General features: G+C 63.4%; 15 protein-coding genes. 14 read left to right on the forward strand and 1 reads right to left on the reverse strand.

The genetic code is table 11. The features are described from left to right. Positions 1-120: 120 nt before the first annotated feature. The 3 genes from cobN to J5278_RS08970 all read left to right on the forward strand — a co-directional run bounded on the left by cobN (position 121) and on the right by J5278_RS08970 (position 5343). Positions 121-4143, forward strand: a complete 4023-nt coding sequence (gene cobN / locus J5278_RS08960) for a cobaltochelatase subunit CobN (protein ID WP_219258266.1) — start codon at positions 121-123, stop codon at positions 4141-4143. Between the two features lie 127 nt (positions 4144-4270). Then, positions 4271-4918 carry a cob(I)yrinic acid a,c-diamide adenosyltransferase gene (gene cobO / locus J5278_RS08965; protein WP_209183978.1) on the forward strand — a complete coding sequence of 216 codons (648 nt, stop codon included), beginning with the start codon at positions 4271-4273 and terminating at the stop codon, positions 4916-4918. Continuing rightward, positions 4918-5343 (forward strand): EamA family transporter, encoded by a 426-nt coding sequence (locus J5278_RS08970; protein ID WP_142823088.1) that lies wholly within the window; start codon positions 4918-4920, stop codon positions 5341-5343. Before cobO ends, J5278_RS08970 begins: the two co-directional genes overlap by 1 nt. A gap of 19 nt (positions 5344-5362) precedes the next feature. On the opposite strand, the gene J5278_RS08975 is transcribed toward J5278_RS08970, so the two are convergent. After that, a complete protein-coding gene (locus tag J5278_RS08975; RefSeq protein WP_209184131.1) occupies positions 5363-6109 on the reverse strand; it encodes a TSUP family transporter in 747 nt (248 codons plus the stop codon). A 236-nt stretch (positions 6110-6345) separates the two neighbouring features. On the opposite strand from J5278_RS08975, the gene J5278_RS08980 reads away from it, so the two are divergent. The 11 genes from J5278_RS08980 (at position 6346) to J5278_RS09030 (ending at position 16219) form a co-directional block, all read left to right on the forward strand. After that, positions 6346-6708 carry a cobalamin biosynthesis protein gene (locus J5278_RS08980; RefSeq protein ID WP_209184130.1) on the forward strand — a complete coding sequence of 121 codons (363 nt, stop codon included), beginning with the start codon at positions 6346-6348 and terminating at the stop codon, positions 6706-6708. Positions 6709-6835: 127 nt separating this feature from the next. Beyond that, complete coding sequence (locus J5278_RS08985) at positions 6836-7783, forward strand: nucleoside hydrolase (RefSeq protein ID WP_209183977.1); 948 nt, start codon at positions 6836-6838, stop codon at positions 7781-7783. A 210-nt stretch (positions 7784-7993) separates the two neighbouring features. Beyond that, a complete protein-coding gene (gene cobA, locus J5278_RS08990; protein ID WP_209183976.1) occupies positions 7994-8833 on the forward strand; it encodes a uroporphyrinogen-III C-methyltransferase in 840 nt (279 codons plus the stop codon). After that, positions 8830-10134, forward strand: coding sequence for a cobyrinate a,c-diamide synthase (locus J5278_RS08995; protein WP_209183975.1), 1305 nt, complete (start codon positions 8830-8832; stop codon positions 10132-10134). The genes cobA and J5278_RS08995 overlap by 4 nt, the downstream gene beginning before the upstream one ends. Beyond that, a complete protein-coding gene (gene cobD / locus J5278_RS09000; protein WP_209183974.1) occupies positions 10131-11132 on the forward strand; it encodes a threonine-phosphate decarboxylase CobD in 1002 nt (333 codons plus the stop codon). The genes J5278_RS08995 and cobD overlap by 4 nt, the downstream gene beginning before the upstream one ends. Then, positions 11129-12109 (forward strand): adenosylcobinamide-phosphate synthase CbiB, encoded by a 981-nt coding sequence (gene cbiB, locus J5278_RS09005; RefSeq protein ID WP_209183973.1) that lies wholly within the window; start codon positions 11129-11131, stop codon positions 12107-12109. Before cobD ends, cbiB begins: the two co-directional genes overlap by 4 nt. 143 nt (positions 12110-12252) lie before the next feature. Next, the gene (locus J5278_RS09010; RefSeq protein ID WP_142823079.1) at positions 12253-12681 is read left to right on the forward strand and encodes a L,D-transpeptidase; all 429 of its coding nucleotides are present in this window, start codon (positions 12253-12255) and stop codon (positions 12679-12681) included. Positions 12682-12804: 123 nt separating this feature from the next. After that, a complete protein-coding gene (locus tag J5278_RS09015; RefSeq protein ID WP_007814022.1) occupies positions 12805-13083 on the forward strand; it encodes an acyl carrier protein in 279 nt (92 codons plus the stop codon). A gap of 119 nt (positions 13084-13202) precedes the next feature. After that, positions 13203-13676: a 3-hydroxyacyl-ACP dehydratase FabZ family protein gene (locus tag J5278_RS09020; protein WP_209183972.1), complete on the forward strand. Its 474-nt coding sequence runs from the start codon at positions 13203-13205 to the stop codon at positions 13674-13676. 42 nt (positions 13677-13718) lie between these two features. Next, on the forward strand, positions 13719-14927 hold the full coding sequence (locus J5278_RS09025; RefSeq protein WP_209183971.1) for a beta-ketoacyl-ACP synthase: 1209 nt from the start codon (positions 13719-13721) through the stop codon (positions 14925-14927). A gap of 5 nt (positions 14928-14932) precedes the next feature. Next, on the forward strand, positions 14933-16219 hold the full coding sequence (locus J5278_RS09030; protein WP_219258267.1) for a beta-ketoacyl-ACP synthase: 1287 nt from the start codon (positions 14933-14935) through the stop codon (positions 16217-16219). Positions 16220-16355: the final 136 nt, after the last annotated feature.

Here is a 16355-nt window from a genome sequence, read left to right on the forward strand (position 1 = left end):
TTGCCGTGGCTTACCCCGCTCTGTCACTGCGTGACATCTCCCCCCTCGTGGGGGAGATGTCCGACAGGACAGAGGGGGGCGCCGCCCCGTGCTAGAACCCGCCCATCGGGGAGGTGCTACATGCATCTTCTCCTAGCCCAGAAGGGCTCGATATCCGATGGCGACGAGGCGATCGACCTCGGTCAATCGCCGGGCGATATCCTGTTTCTGTCGGCAGCCGATACCGAGCTTGCCGCTATCGCTGCGGCTTATGCCCACAATGACGGCACCCATTCGCTGCGTCTGGCAAGCCTGCTCAGCATGAAACATCCGATGTCGGTCGATACCTATGTCGAGCGGACGGCGCGGCATGCGAAGATGATCATCGTCCGGGCGCTCGGTGGCGCCAGCTATTTTCAATATGCCCTGGAAGCGCTGCATTCAGTGGCGACACGGCAGGGGGTTAAGATCGCGGTCATACCGGGCGATTCCAAGCCGGATCCGGGCGTCATGCCGTTTTCCAACATCGCGCTCGACGATCTCAATGCGTTGTGGGCCTACCTGATCGAGGGCGGCGACGATAACGCGCGGGCGTTTCTGGCCTATGCGTCGGCGATGCTGTCCGGAGCCGAAAAACCGCAGCCGGCGAGCCCGCTTGCCAAGGCCGGCATCTGGTGGCCGGGGCAGGGTGTTGTCGATGTTGAGGAATGGCTGGCGGCCTCTGAGGTTACGACGTTACCCCCCTCTGTCGGCCGGGCCGACATCTCCCCCACAAGGGGGGAGAATAACCGGGGGCAACGGCCTATTGTCGCAATCAGCTTTTACAGGGCTCTCGTTCAGAGCGGGGAGACCCGGCCTGTCGAGGCGATGATATCGGCACTGGTCGAGGCCGGTGTGCGGCCGCTGCCGGTGTTCGCCTATAGTCTCAAGGACCCGGCATCCAAGTCCATCATCGCGGACATTTTTGGCGCCGCGTTGCCGGATGCGGTCATCAACACCACGGGCTTTGCGATCTCCGCCCCCGGCGCAGACCGGAAGCCGACGGTGCTGGAGGCGAGCGACGCCGTCGTGCTGCAGGCGATCTTCTCCGCGTCTTCCAAGGAGGCCTGGACTGCCTCGGCGCAGGGTCTTTCGGCGCGCGATCTAGGCATGAACGTGGCGCTGCCCGAAGTCGACGGCCGCGTGCTGTCGCGCGCCGTATCGTTCAAGGCCGCAGCCCGCTACGACGAGCGGGTGGAGGCTAATATCGTCGGCAGCGAGCCATCGATCGATCGCATGCGCTATACCGCAGCGCTCGCCGCCAACTGGGCGCGGCTGCGTCGGACGCCGGCGGCCTCTCGGCGTGTGGCGCTGGTCATGGCCAACTATCCGAACCGCGACGGCAGGCTTGGCAACGGCGTCGGGCTGGACACGCCGGCCGGCACGGTGGAAGTCATGCGGGCGATGGCGGCGAACGGTTATCCGGTGGCCGATATCCCGGCAGATGGCGATGCGCTGATCACCCATCTGATGCAGGGGCCGACCAACTCCGGCCGCGACGGGAAGGTCATCCGCGAAACGCTTTCGATGAGTCGTTACAAGACCTTCTTTGCGTCTCTTCCCGTTCAGATTCAGGATGAAGTGTCGGCGCGCTGGGGTGGGCCTGAGGGCGACACCTATGTCGTCGATGGCGCATTCGCCCTGTCTTTTGCCCGCTTCGGCGAAATGCTGGTCGGCATCCAGCCGGCGCGCGGCTACAACATCGATCCGAAGGAGAGCTATCACTCGCCGGATCTCGTACCGCCGCATGGCTATCTCGCCTTCTATGCATTCCTGCGCCTGGAATTCGGTGCCCATGCCGTCATCCACATGGGCAAGCACGGCAACCTCGAATGGCTGCCGGGCAAGGCACTGGCGCTGTCGGAGACCTGCTATCCCGAGGCCATCCTCGGGCCGATGCCGCATCTCTATCCGTTCATCGTCAACGATCCCGGCGAGGGCACGCAGGCCAAGCGCCGCACCAGTGCCGTGATCATCGACCACCTGACGCCGCCGCTGACGCGCGCCGAAAGCTACGGTCCGCTGAAGGACCTCGAAGCGCTTGTAGACGAGTATTACGAAGCCTCCGGCGTCGACCCGCGCCGCATCCTGCTGCTGCGCAAGCAGATCCTCGATCTCGTCACTGATATCGGGCTCGATCAGGATGCGGGCATTGCCAAGGGCGAGAGCGAGGACAGCGCGCTGCAGAAGCTCGATGCCTATCTCTGCGACCTGAAGGAAATGCAGATCCGCGACGGGCTGCACGTCTTCGGCGTGTCGCCGCAGGGGCGGCTGCTGACAGACCTGACGGTGGCGCTGGCCCGCGTGCCGCGCGGTTTGGGCGAGGGCGGCGACCAGAGCCTGCAGCGGGCGATTGCTGCCGATGCTGGGCTTGCGGCGGTTGTGTCTGCCGCTCTACCCCCCTCTGTCAGCTCTGCTGACATCTCCCCCACAGGGGGGGAGATTGGTATGCCGCGCCATGGTCACAAAAATGCACCTGCGGAGCTTGGTGCAAAAGCGGACTTCAGTGTGGAGATTGCCGCCGCCCCATCGATCTCCCCCCTTGTGGGGGAGATGTCCGACAGGACAGAGGGGGGTAAACCTCCGCAACCCAAAACCTTCGACCCGCTCGACTGCGGGATGGCCGATGCCTGGGCAGGCCAGCGCCCGAAAATCCTCGTCGATGTATCCGGCGACCCATGGCGCACCAACGGCGATACCGTGGAGCGCATCGAATTGCTGGCCGCGCGGTTGGTCGATGGCACCAGCCTCTGCCCGCCGGATTGGTCGCAGACGCAGGCCGTGCTTGCCGAAATTGAGTCCCGCCTGAAACCCTCGATCCAGGCCTGTGGACCGGCCGAGATCGACGGGCTGCTGGCCGGTCTCGACGGCCGCTTCGTGCCTCCGGGCCCGTCGGGCGCGCCGACGCGCGGCCGGCCGGACGTGCTGCCGACGGGCCGCAACTTCTATTCCGTCGACAGCCGCGCGGTGCCGACGCCGGCGGCCTACCAGCTTGGCAAGGCCTCGGCCGAACTGCTGGTACGGCGCTATGTCCAGGATCATGGCGAATGGCCGGTCTCGATCGGCCTGACGGCCTGGGGCACGTCGAATATGCGCACCGGTGGCGACGACATTGCCCAGGCGATGGCGCTGATTGGTGTCAAGCCCCTGTGGGACATGGCGTCTCGGCGGGTCACCGGCTACGAGATCATACCGCCGGCCATGCTTGGTCGTCCTAGGGTGGATGTGACGCTGCGGATTTCCGGCTTCTTCAGGGATGCCTTTCCCGAGCAGATCGCGCTGTTCGACAAGGCCGTCCGGGCTGTGGGCGCGCTGGATGAAGACCCTGAGGACAATGCGATCGCAGCCCGCATGCAGGGAGAAACCGCGCGCCTGATGGCCGAGGGGCTGGATGCGGTTGCAGCAGCAAAACGGGCCGGCTATCGTGTCTTCGGCTCCAAGCCGGGCGCCTACGGTGCTGGCCTGCAGGCGCTGATCGACGAAAAGGGCTGGGAGAAGCGCGCCGATCTCGCCGAGGCCTATCTAGTCTGGGGCAGCTACGCCTATGGCGCCGGTGAAGATGGCAAAGCCGAGCGCGGTGTGTTCGAGGAGCGGCTGGCATCGATTCAGGCCGTCGTGCAGAACCAGGACAACCGCGAGCACGACCTGCTCGACAGCGACGATTACTACCAGTTCGAGGGCGGCATGGCGGCGGCGGCCGAGCAACTGGGCGGTGCCCGGCCGCCTATCTATCACAACGACCATTCGCGGCCCGAAAAGCCGGTGATCCGCTCGCTTGAGGAAGAGATCGGCCGGGTGGTGCGCGGCCGCGTCGTCAATCCGAAATGGATTTCCGGCGTCATGCGCCACGGCTACAAGGGTGCCGCCGAGATCGCTGCGACCGTTGATTTTCTGTTCGCCTTTTCGGCAACGACAGGCGCCGTCCGCGATCACCACTTCGAGGCGGTCTACCAGGCCTTCGTAGCAGACGCCCGCGTTGCCGATTTCATGACGGAGAAGAACCCCGCTGCCTTCGCTGAAATGAAGGAGCGGCTGCTGGAGGCGATCGATCGCCAGCTGTGGACACCGCGCAGCAACTCGGCGCGGTTCGCTCTGATGCAAACAGGCGAAGAGGCGCTGGCATGATAGTCGTTGTAGAGAGTATGACCAGTTTTCTGCACACGCCGAAAACAATTAGCGAGCCGCAAATCGGTTTCCATTTCCGGCCGGGCGGCCCGCTGGCACAGAAGCCCGAGATTTCAGGACGACAGCCATGAGCGAAGACACAACCGACGGCGTGACCGCGCCGGAGCAAAGGCCCGACGATAGCCGCCACGCCGAGAAGATGGCGAAGAAGAAGGCGGCGCGTGATAAGATCATGGCGACGAAGAGCGGCGACAAGGGGCTGATCATCGTCCACACCGGGAAGGGCAAGGGCAAGTCTTCGGCCGCTTTCGGGATGATCTTTCGGCATATTGCCCACGGCAAGCGCTCCGCCGTCGTGCAGTTCATCAAGGGCGCGATGTGGACGGGCGAGCGCGATCTGATCGAGAAGCATTTCTCGGATATATGCGCCTTCCACACCATGGGCGAGGGGTTCACCTGGGAGACGCAGGACCGCGCCCGCGACGTGGCGGCGGCTGGAGCTGCGTGGGAGAAGGCCAAGGAGCTTATCCGCGACGAGCGCAACTCGATGGTGCTGCTCGACGAGATCAACATTGCGCTGCGCTACGATTATCTCGATCTGGCCGAGGTCATCGAGTTTCTGAAAACGGAAAAGCCTTATATGACGCATGTCGTGCTGACGGGCCGCAATGCCAAGGAAGAGTTGTTCGAGATCGCCGACCTGGTGACCGAGATGGAGCTGATCAAGCATCCGTTCCGCTCCGGGATCAAGGGGCAGGCCGGAGTGGAATATTGATGACGCAGAGCTGGGTTTTCTGGGCGATCCTGTCGGCCGCCTTCGCGGCGCTGACCGCGATCTTCGCCAAGATCGGCATCTCCGGCGTCAATTCGGATCTCGCGACGCTGATCCGCACCATGGTGATCATCGTCATCCTCGCCGCTATCGTTACCGCCACCGGCCAATGGCAGGCGCCTTCGACGATTTCTGCCAAGACCTGGCTGTTCCTCGGCCTGTCCGGCCTTGCTACCGGCGGCTCGTGGATCGCTTATTTCCGGGCCCTGAAGCTCGGCGATGCGGCCCGCGTCGCGCCTATCGACAAGCTGTCGATCGTACTGGTCGCCATCTTCGGCGTCGTCTTCCTCGGGGAAAAGCTTGGAATGGTCAACTGGCTCGGCGTTGCGCTGATTGCCAGCGGTGCGCTGCTGCTGGCGCTGTTCTAATCGGCGTTCCCTGGAGCCCTCAGTAGCCGAGCCAAAGCCTGACGGGATTGTTCGGATCGGCCAGCAGTTTGATCGCGAAGGCGATGCAGACGACGACCAGCAGCGGCTTGATGACTTTTGCGCCGATACGCATGGCAAGCCGCGAGCCGACCTGGGCGCCCAGAAACTGGCCGATGCCCATCAGGATGCCGATCTTCCAGAGGATGGCGCCGGAAAACAGGAAGACTACAAGCGCCCCGAAATTCGAGCCGAAGTTCAGAAGCTTGGTATGGGCGGTCGCCTTCAACAGGCCGAAACCGGCGAGGCTGACGAAGCCGAGCATGAAGAACGAGCCGGTGCCGGGGCCGAAGGCGCCGTCGTAGAAGCCGACCAGCGGCACGACGGTCAGGCCGAACATCAGCGCCGTCATCCGCCTGTGGGTCTCGACATCGCTGATGTTGGGCTTCAGCGCGAAATAGAGAGCGATGGCGATCAGCAGGAAAGGCATGATGGTGCGCAACAGATCTGCTGGCATGATCGTCGCCAGCAGCGCGCCGAGCACGCCACCGAGCGCCGCCATGGCTGCCATCGGCACCTGCTCGCGCAATTGCACATGGCCCTTGCGGGCGTAGGCGATGGTCGCCGAGGCCGAGCCGCAGATGCTTTGCAGCTTGTTGGTGCCGAGCGTCTGCAGCGGCGGTATGCCGGCGATCAGCATGGCCGGAACGGTAATCAATCCGCCACCGCCGGCAATCGAATCGACGAAGCCGGCAAAGAATGCTGCCATGAACAGAAGCAGGAGCAGTTGAAAGGAGATGTCTTGCACGGCGGGCCACCCGATTTCACTGGAGCGTCTTCTGGCACCCGCGCTTGCCGGCTGCAATCGTTGTTTGCGGGGGCGACGAAAATTGACGTGAGCCGCGCTGAAGCCTAGACAGATCGCCATTGTTACCGAAGAGAGCATGCGTGACCCATTCGTCTTCCGATCGGCAATCGTCCGGCAGGTCCCGCCTTGTGATCGGCATGGGCTGCGAGAGCGGCGCATCGGACGTCGAGTTGCTGGCCCTGGCAAAGTGCGCCCTCGCGGGAGCTGGTCTCGATGCCCGTGACCTCCAGGCGCTATCCTCGATCGACGGCAAGGCGAAGGAGCCGGCTATCCTTGCCGTTGCGGCCTATTACGGCATTCCGGCCCTGTTTTTCGATGCCGAGCGGCTCGAGCGCGAGACGCCGCGGCTGCAAAATCCCTCCGACAAGATTTTCGCACTCGTCGGTTGCCATGGTGTCGCGGAAGCTGCGGCGCTGGCCGGGGCGGGGCCTGAGGCCGTGCTCATCGTGCCGAAACTCAAATCCGTGCTCGCCACCGTGGCAATTGCCGCCGTCGTTTGAATTTCGTGCTGGACGACCGACCGGCCGGGCATCTGCGATATTGCGAAACCGCCCGGCGCCGGTATGGTGACGTCTTTCGCCGCTGGCCGAGATGGCTGCCGGCTCCGTGCCGCGATGAGGAATTTCCATGCACAAGGTCATTTACGACACTGATCCCGGCGTCGACGACGCTATGGCGCTGCTTTTCCTGCACCGTCATCCCGAGATCGACCTGATCGGCGTCACCACCATCTTTGGCAATGCCTCGGTCGACACGACGACGCGCAATGCGCTGTTCCTGAAACGTGAATGGGGCTTCGAATGCCCGGTGGCACGAGGCGCCGACGCAACCTTCGATCCGTCGCGCAAGGAGCATGGCTGGCCGACGCATGTGCACGGCGTCAACGGTCTCGGTGATATCGACGTGCCTGAAACCATCGATCTTCCCATCGATCCGCGCCCGGCCTACCAGTTCATCATCGATACCGTCCGGGCTAATCCCGGCGAGGTACGGCTCGTCGCCGTCGGCCGGATGACCAACCTGGCGCTGGCGCTGAGGCACGATCCGGAGATTGCCGGACTGGTCAAGGACGTCGTCATCATGGGCGGCGCCTTCTACGTGCCGGGCAACGTCTCGCCGGTGGCTGAAGCCAATATCTACGGCGACCCCGAGGCTGCGGACGCCGTCATGACGGCCGACTGGAAGGTTGTGCTGATCGGCCTCGACGTGACAGCCATCACCACAATGAGCCGCAGCTATCTCGCCGACATGGCCAAGGCCGGCGGCAAGGACGTGCAACTGCTCGCCGACCTCTCGCAGTCCTACATCGATTTCTACAAGCACGCGGTCGAGGACGGCATGATGGTGCACGACAGCTGCGCCAGCGCCTACATCGTCGCCCCCAACCTCTTCACCTCGATATCAGGTGCCGTCCGCGTGGTCTGCGGCGGCATCGCCGAGGGCCAGACCATCGTCAAGCCCGACGGCCGCCACTTCCCCCCGGGCCACTGGGACGGACTGTCGAGCCAGACGGTGTGCGTCGGGATCGAGTCGGAGAAGGTCGTGGATCTGATCCGGGATGTGATCGTGGGGTGATGGTGTCGGAATTCGCTCATCCTATGGTTCAACCATACGCTTTCACATAGCTGCTGCCTTCAGATATCGGTCGTATTGTTGGAAGACGCGGAGGCATAGTGGAGTGCGGCTTCGTCGCCAGAGTGGCAGGGGCTATGATGCTCGTTGGACGATCCGGTGCGGCGTCAGGCAAGATTGCAATTTGAGTAGTCGGCGCTTAGGACAGCAATCATGAGCCAAACCCTGTTTTCCACATTGCCAACCCTTGAGCCGGGCAGCGTCTGGCTGGCCGGGGCGGGGCCGGGCGATCCGGGCTTGCTGACGTTGCTGGTTGCAAAGGCTATGTCTGAGGCTGATGTCATCGTCCACGATGCACTGGTCGACGATGCCTGCCTTAGGCTCGCCGGTGCCGGTGCCGTGCTCGAATATGCCGGCAAGCGTGGGGGCAAGCCTTCGGCAAAGCAGCGCGATATTTCGCTGCGGCTGGTCGAGTTGGCGCGGTCCGGCAAGCGGGTGCTGCGGCTGAAGGGCGGGGATCCCTTCGTTTTCGGGCGTGGTGGCGAGGAAGCGCTGGTGCTCGTCGAGCATGGCATCCCGTTCCGCATCGTGCCGGGCGTCACCGCCGGGATCGGTGGACTTGCCTATGCCGGCATTCCGGTGACCCACCGGGACGTCAATCACGCCGTGACCTTCCTCACGGGTCATGATTCGTCGGGGCTGGTGCCAGATGCCATCGACTGGCAGGCGATCGGCAAGGGGTCGCCGGTGATCGTCATCTACATGGCGATGAAACACATCTCCCAGATCGTTGCCAATCTCATTGCTGCCGGCCGGTCGCTGCACGAGCCTGTCGCCTTCGTCTGCAATGCATCGACACCGCGCCAGCAGGTGCTGGAGACGACGCTCGGATCTGCCGAGGCGGATGTTGCAAGCGCAGGTCTTTCGCCGCCTGCCATCGTCGTCATCGGCGCGGTGGTAGGGCTGCGCCCATCGCTGGATTGGCTGGGCGCACTCTCCGGGCGCACATTGGTGCCTGAAAGCATCTGCGAACCGAGACAGGTGCGAGTATGAGCGGGCTGTTGATTTCGGCGCCGTCCTCCGGGTCGGGCAAGACGACGATAACGCTCGGGCTCTTGCGGGCGCTGCGCAATCGGGGCGTTGCCGTGGCGCCGGGCAAGGCCGGACCCGATTATATCGATCCCGCCTTCCATGCGGCGGCGAGCGGGACGACCTGCCTCAATTTCGATCCCTGGGGCATGCGCCCGGAACTGATCGCCGCCAATGCCGCCCTCCACCGGGAAGGCGGCAGGATGCTAGTGGTCGAGGCGATGATGGGCCTCTTCGACGGCGCTGCCGATGGTCAGGGTACAGCGGCCGATCTGGCGGCGATGCTGTCTCTGCCGGTGGTTTTCGTCGTCGATGCGACGCGGACGTCGCAATCGGTGGCGGCGCTTGTCAGCGGCTTTGCCAATTTTCGCGCCGACATCCGCATCGTCGGCGTCATTCTCAACCGGGTTGGCAGCGCTCGCCACGAGCTGATGCTGCGCCAGGCGCTGCGGGCAATCGGCATGCCCGTCGTCGCCGTAGTGCGCAGCGATCCGGGGCTGGCGGTGCCAGAGCGTCACCTGGGGCTGGTGCAGGCTGGCGAACACTCGGGGCTCGAGGAGTTTGTCGAGCGTGCCGCAGCGGCTGTTTCCGCCGAGTGCGATTTCGATCTGCTGATGCGCGCCGGTGCGGAACATGCCAAGGCCTCTCCTGCCAATATTCTCCGCATGGCGCCGCTCGGCCAGAAGATCGCCGTCGCCCGCGACATCGCCTTCGCCTTTTCCTATGAACACATGCTGCTGGGCTGGCGGCGGCGCGGCTCGGAGATCTCGTTCTTCTCGCCGCTTGCAGACGAGGCACCGGTGGCAGATGCCGATGCCATCTATTTGCCCGGAGGCTATCCGGAGTTGCACGCCGGGGCCATTGCTTCGGCCAGCGCGTTTCGCGCCGCCATGCGGGCGGCGGCCGGGCGTGGCGTCAGGATTTTTGGCGAGTGCGGCGGCTATATGACGCTCGGTGAGGGGCTGATCGATGCAGCCGGTGGGCGCCATGCGATGCTAGGGCTTCTGCCTGTCGTCACCAGCTACGAGACGCGCAAGCGGCATCTCGGCTATCGCCGCGTAACGCCATTGCCGGGCAGCTTCTTCGAAGCGCCGATGAAAGCGCATGAATTTCACTATTCGACGCTGGTATCCGAAGGCGACGCCGACCCGCTGTTTGCCGTTACCGATGCCCTGGACAACGATCTCGGCACGGCCGGCCTGCAGCGCGGCAATGTCGCCGGTTCCTATATGCACCTGATCGACCTGTCCGGAGAGCCCGGATGAGCGGCCGGATCGCCCATGGCGGCGGCATCACTGCCGCAGCGCATCTCTACGGCGGCGAAGCCCACGATTGGCTCGACCTGTCGACGGGGATCAACCCCAACCCGGTGGCGATCCCGCCGATAGAAGCGAGCGCATGGCACCGGCTGCCGGACCAACATCTGGTGGAGCGCGCCAGGCTGGCCGCGCAGACCTACTACCGCAGTGGCGATTGCCGGCCGTTGCCGGTGCCGGGGACGCAGTCGGTCATCCAGCTGCTGCCGCGTCTGGTGGTCGAGGACAGGCGCGTCGCCGTGCTGGGGCCGACCTACGGTGAGTACAGGCGCGTGTTTTCGCTGGCTGGCCTTGCCGTCGATGAGATCGCCGATCTCGACGCCGTGACGGAGGCGCATGGGCTGGTGGTGGTCGTCAATCCCAACAATCCGGATGGTCGCGTTCATACGCCCGACCAACTGGTGGCGCGCCAGCATCGACTTTGCCGGCAGGATGCGTGGCTGGTGGTCGACGAGGCTTTTGGAGACGGCAGCCCGCAGGCGAGCCTTGCGTCGCTGGTGTCCCAGATGGACAAGCTGATAATCTTCCGGTCGTTTGGAAAGTTCTTCGGGCTGGCGGGTATCAGGCTCGGTTTCGTGCTCGCCAATCCTTTCCTGCAGGAACGTTTCGAGGACTGGCTCGGACCCTGGGCGGTTTCGGGTCCGGCGTTGTCGCTGGCGGCTACCGTGTTTGCAGGAGACACGGCGGTAATCGGCAGGCACCTGGCCGAACGCAGCGCCGCATTGCGCTCGGTGCTGGGCGGTGCGGGGCTGTCGGTTGCCGGCGGGACCGATCTGTTTTCCCTTGTTGTCGACAGCAGGGCGGGTGCGATTCACGAGCACCTTTGCCGGCATCACATTTTGGTCCGCAAATTCGACTATGCCGCAGAGTGGCTGCGTTTCGGGCTGACGGCCGATGCGGCAGAGGATCGCCGGCTGGCCTCGGCACTCACCGGGTTGACATCATGATCATCGACGAACACCTGCTCATCCTCGTATTGGCTCTGCTGCTCGACCGGATCGTTGGAGATCCCGACTGGCTCTGGACGAGACTGCCGCATCCGGTGGTGCTGTTCGGCAAGGCGATCAGCTTTGTCGACAAGCGCTATAATCTGACGCGGCTTTCGGCCGCAGACCGTCGTCGCAACGGTCTCGTGTCGATACTGGCCTTGCTGGCGCTGAGTGCACTTGCCGGTGGCGTGCTGCATGCTTTGCTCGGGATGTGCGGCTGGCTCGGTCTGCTGATCGAAGCGGTGCTGGTGGCGGTTTTCCTGGCCCAGAAGAGCCTCGCCGACCATGTCATTGCTGTCTCGGAGGCGTTGCGGCAGGAGGGGCTCGAAGGCGGACGCCGCGCGGTGTCGCGCATTGTCGGCCGCGATCCGGAGACGCTGGACGAGCCCGCTGTCTGTCGGGCGGCCATCGAGAGCCTGGCGGAGAATTTTTCCGATGGCGTGGTGGCGCCGGTGCTCTGGTACGCGGTTTTCGGCCTGCCGGGCCTGCTTCTATACAAAATGCTCAATACGGCCGATTCGATGATTGGCCATAAATCCGAGACCTACATCGATTTTGGCCGGGCCTCGGCGCTTCTCGACGACGTCGCGAACTGGCCGGCGGCGCGGTTGTCGATCCTGTTGATTGCCCTCGGGGCGATGGTGCGACGTGGTGTGACGGCGCTCAATAATGCCTTTCGCATCGCCGCGCGCGACGGTGGTCTGCACCGTTCGCCGAATTCCGGCAGGCCGGAGGCAGCCATGGCCGGCGCTCTCGATATACAGCTGGCGGGTCCGCGTATCTATGCCGGAGAGACTGTGCGGGAACCGATGATCAACGGATCCGGGCGAGATACCGCGACCGTGAGCGATGTCGAGGCGGGCGTGGCCATCTTCTACACGGCCTGCAGCGTACTGGCGCTGGCCGTGCTTGCGGGTTTTCTCGTTTTACTTTAATTTCTTAATAAAGATTTGCGTGCGATCCGGAAAAAATAATTAGGCAGCGCGCGTCGTGCAAATTAATTCAATATAGAAAACTTCGTGCTATTCCTTTGCCAGTCGAAATTGCTCGCTCCGAAGCAACGACCGAGGGGAAAATCATGAAGACGACAATTCCTGCTGCTGTGGCAACTCTCTGCCTCGGTTTTTATGCTGCGTCTGCCGATGCTTCGGCGCTCCTGGCGCGGATCGACATTGCCGCCCAGACGATGACCGTCAGTGAAAACGGCATCACCCGCTATCAGTGGAAAGTCTCGACGGCCCGGCCGGGCTATGTCACGCCGACGGGCAACTATACGGCCAAGTGGCTGTCCCGCGACCATCACTCGAAGAAGTACGACAACGCCCCGATGCCCTTCGCGGTGTTCTTCAACGGCGGCTATGCGGTGCATGGCACCACCGAGGTCCGCCGTCTCGGCCGGCCGGCGTCTCACGGTTGCGTCCGCTTGCAGACCGCGAATGCTGCTGTGTTCTTCTCCATGGCGAGCCAAGCCGGGCTTGAGAACACACGCATTATCATCAGCCAGTAAGCCAGCGACCGCCCTGCCTGACACACTGTCCCAAATTTTGGGCAGGCTGTCGCGCAGGCCATTGGCTTTTGAGACGGATTTCCCTATGACGAAGATCGAAAGATCATTTGAAGAGGTACTGGCGTGACTGCTACATTCGATAAGGTTGCCGACATCATCGCGGAAACGAGCGAAATCGACCGGGCGACGATTACGCCGGAAAGCCACACGATCGACGATCTCGGCATCGATAGCCTCGATTTCCTCGATATCGTGTTTGCGATCGACAAGGAATTCGGCATCAAGATTCCGCTGGAAAAGTGGACGCAGGAAGTCAACGAAGGCAAGGTCTCGACGGAGGAGTATTTCGTCCTCAAGAATCTCTGCGCCAAGATCGATGAGTTGCGCGCCGCCAAGGCCTGAGCTACCGCTGCATCTTTGCCAACGCCCTGCCGCCTTTGATAGGACGGCCGGGCGGTTTTGTTCCAAGCACTATCTCCCACCCGCTTTGCTTTTTCTCGCGGGTCGGACCGGAGAGCACCATGCTGCTGGAATATTTCCAGATGATCGACCGGATCGAGTCCGTCGACCTGTCCAAGGGTATCTTGAAGGCGCGCTCCGTCGTGCCGTCCAACAGTCCGGTTTTCGAAGGCCATTTTCCCGGAATGCCGTTGGTTCCGGGCGTCCTCTTGATCGAGACCATGGCGCAGGCGTCCGGCATGCTCGTTCTGGCCGCCACGAATTTTGCCGCGATGCCGTTCCTGATGACCGTCGACGGCGCGAAGATGCGTTCCTTCGTCGAGCCGGATGCGGTACTCGATATCGAGGCCATTATGGAACATGACGGATCCGGCTATGCTGTCACCAAGGCGAAGATCACTGTCGCCGGCAAGAAGGTCTGCGATGCGCAGTTGAAGCTGCGCACGCTGCCGTTTAATGAGGTGCCGCTGGCCGATATTGTTCGCAAGCGCGCCACGGAAGTCGGGCTTCTCGACGCGATTGCTGCCAGCGCCTGAACAGGCTTGGCCATCCGCGACGCAGCCGAAAAGGATTGATGTATGAGCAAGGCTCCCAATGACGTCGTCATCACAGGCGTCGGTATCGTAACCTGCCAGGGCGTCGGCAAGGATGCGCATGTTGCGCTGCTGACATCGGGCACATCGCCGGCTGTCATCGTCGAGACAGAAAAATTCAAGCCCTATCCCGTGCACCCGTTGCCAGAGATCGACTGGTCGCAGCAGATCCCCAAGCGCGGTGACCAGCGGCAGATGGAGAACTGGCAGCGCATCGGCGTCTTTGCCGCCGGTCTTGCGCTCGACGACGCCGGCTTCAAGGACAATTTCGAGGCATGCGGCGCGATGGACATGATCGTTGCTGCCGGCGGTGGCGAGCGCGACATCAATGTCGATACGCTGATCGTCGACGAGGGCCTGAAGCGCAACGACCGCGAATTGATGCTCAACGAAAAGCTGACGACAGAGCTACGGCCAACGCTGTTTCTCGCCCAGCTTTCAAACCTGCTCGCAGGCAATATCTCTATCGTCCACAAGGTCACCGGCTCGTCGCGGACCTTCATGGGCGAGGAGGCTGCCGGCATATCGGCGGTCGAGACCGCCTTTCACCGCATCAAATCCGGCGAATCCACCCATGCGCTGGTCGGCGGCGCGTTTTCGGCAGAGCGGCTGGACATGATCCTGCTGTTCGAATCGATCGGCGGCCACAGCGTCGGCGACTGGCAGCCCTTGTGGTCTCGTCGCGAAGGCGGCGGCGGCGGCATGATCGTCGGCTCGCTCGGAGCCTTCCTGGTTCTGGAATCACGAGCCCACGCCGAAAGCCGCAGTGCCCATATCTATGCGACCATCGACGCGATCGAGGGCGACCGCGGCAACCGCGACGACGGCAAGTTCGAGGCCCGCCTCGAGCGGTTGCTCGAGCCTGCCATCGGTTTCGGCAGCGAGACCATCGTGTTCTCCGGAAGCTCCGGTCTCCACGAGATTGCAGCCCGCGAGAAGGCGGTGCTGGACAAGACACTCCCGGAAGCGGCGATCCGTGGCTATGGCGGCGTTACCGGACACGGGCTCGAAACGCAGTTTCCGCTCGGCATCGCGTTTGCCGCACTGGCGCTGGCCAACAAGGCCAAGGTGCCGGCGTTCGACCCAAACCATGAAAAGCCGATGGGCACAGCCGCCCGGACGGCGATCGTGACGACCGTCGGACATACGCGCGGCGAGGGCGTTGCCGTCCTGTCCACTGAGCCTCAGGAGTGATGAGCATGACAGCTGCAGCCTATAGGGACCATCTCGGACGAGCGATCGTTGCCGTTACCGGCATGGGCATCATCACCTCGCTCGGCCAGGGCCTGAAGGACAACTGGGATGCGCTGACATCAGGCGTCTCCGGTATCCACGCCATCACGCGGTTTCCGACCGACAACATCTCGACCCGCATCGCCGGTACCGTCGATTTTATCGAGGTGCCGATTTCCAACGCCGTCGAGCGCTCCTATGCGTTTGCCCGCGAGACCACCGTCGAGGCGCTGGCGCAGGCTGGCCTGTCCGGTGATTTCAACGGTCCGCTGTTCCTGGCCGCTCCGCCGATCGAGCCGGAATGGAGTGCCCGTTTCGCGCTCGGCGACCGCTCGCCGCCGGCCGATCATCCGGGCGATGCCTATGAACGCTTTCTTGCCGCCATGCGCGAGCGGCCCGATCCGTCGTTCCACGAGGCCGCCTCGTTCGGCGCCATCTCCGAGCGGTTGTCCGACCGCTTCGGCACGCGCGGCCTGCCGGTGACGCTGTCGACAGCCTGTGCCTCGGGTGCCACCGCAATCCAGCTCGGGATCGAGGCGATCCGCCAGGGTCGCACCGAGCGGGCCTTGTCGGTCGCGACAGACGGCTCGCTGAGCGCCGAGGCGCTGATCCGCTTTTCGCTGCTCTCGGCGCTTTCGACCCAGAACGATCCGCCGACCAAAGCATCAAAGCCTTTCAGCAAGGACCGGGACGGTTTCGTGATTGCCGAAGGTGCCGCGACGCTGGTGCTAGAATCGCTGGAATCAGCTGTTGCGCGCGGGGCAAAAATCCTCGGCATCATGAAGGGCGCCGGCGACAAGGCCGACAGCTTTCACCGCACCCGCTCCTCGCCGGACGGCGCGCCGGCCATTGCCACGATCCGGGCGGCGCTCGCGGACGCCGGCATGGCCGAGACCGATATCGGCTACATCAACGCCCACGGCACCTCGACGCCGGAAAACGACAAGATGGAATATGGCGCGATGCTGGCCGTCTTCGGCGAGCGGCTTGCCAACATCCCGGTATCGTCCAACAAGTCGATGATCGGCCATACGCTGACTGCTGCCGGCGCCGTCGAAGCCGTGTTCTCGTTGCAGACGATGCTGACGGGTACGCTGCCGCCGACCATCAACTACGCCATTCCGGACACAAGCATCAACCTCGACGTGGTGCCGAACGTCAAGCGCGAGACGCAGGTCCACGCGGTGCTGTCGAATTCGTTTGGCTTCGGCGGGCAGAATGCCAGCCTTGTCATGGCGCTCGATCCGGCCTAGAGGCCGCGAATGACGCAAGTTTGTCTGAAACACAGCCGCCTTGCGAAAGGGCGGCTGTTTTCATTCGGCCCGACGCGTGATCCTTTGCGCCGGCATCCGCGTACTGCCAACGGAATGGCTTCCAGTTCTGGACGAA

Source organism: Rhizobium sp. B21/90, from assembly GCF_019355815.1.
Lineage (GTDB): Bacteria > Pseudomonadota > Alphaproteobacteria > Rhizobiales > Rhizobiaceae > Rhizobium > Rhizobium rhododendri.

Excerpts from the sequence above, each read along its gene's own strand:
- cobN (WP_219258266.1), top strand. The coding sequence starts at position 121 with ATGCATCTTCTCCTAGCCCAGAAGGGCTCGATATCCGATGGCGACGAG.
- cobO (WP_209183978.1), top strand. The coding sequence starts at position 4,271 with ATGAGCGAAGACACAACCGACGGCGTGACCGCGCCGGAGCAAAGGCCC.
- J5278_RS08970 (WP_142823088.1), top strand. The coding sequence starts at position 4,918 with ATGACGCAGAGCTGGGTTTTCTGGGCGATCCTGTCGGCCGCCTTCGCG.
- J5278_RS08975 (WP_209184131.1), bottom strand. The coding sequence starts at position 6,109 with ATGGCAGCATTCTTTGCCGGCTTCGTCGATTCGATTGCCGGCGGTGGC.
- J5278_RS08980 (WP_209184130.1), top strand. The coding sequence starts at position 6,346 with ATGGGCTGCGAGAGCGGCGCATCGGACGTCGAGTTGCTGGCCCTGGCA.
- J5278_RS08985 (WP_209183977.1), top strand. The coding sequence starts at position 6,836 with ATGCACAAGGTCATTTACGACACTGATCCCGGCGTCGACGACGCTATG.
- cobA (WP_209183976.1), top strand. The coding sequence starts at position 7,994 with ATGAGCCAAACCCTGTTTTCCACATTGCCAACCCTTGAGCCGGGCAGC.
- J5278_RS08995 (WP_209183975.1), top strand. The coding sequence starts at position 8,830 with ATGAGCGGGCTGTTGATTTCGGCGCCGTCCTCCGGGTCGGGCAAGACG.
- cobD (WP_209183974.1), top strand. The coding sequence starts at position 10,131 with ATGAGCGGCCGGATCGCCCATGGCGGCGGCATCACTGCCGCAGCGCAT.
- cbiB (WP_209183973.1), top strand. The coding sequence starts at position 11,129 with ATGATCATCGACGAACACCTGCTCATCCTCGTATTGGCTCTGCTGCTC.
- J5278_RS09010 (WP_142823079.1), top strand. The coding sequence starts at position 12,253 with ATGAAGACGACAATTCCTGCTGCTGTGGCAACTCTCTGCCTCGGTTTT.
- J5278_RS09020 (WP_209183972.1), top strand. The coding sequence starts at position 13,203 with ATGCTGCTGGAATATTTCCAGATGATCGACCGGATCGAGTCCGTCGAC.
- J5278_RS09025 (WP_209183971.1), top strand. The coding sequence starts at position 13,719 with ATGAGCAAGGCTCCCAATGACGTCGTCATCACAGGCGTCGGTATCGTA.
- J5278_RS09030 (WP_219258267.1), top strand. The coding sequence starts at position 14,933 with ATGACAGCTGCAGCCTATAGGGACCATCTCGGACGAGCGATCGTTGCC.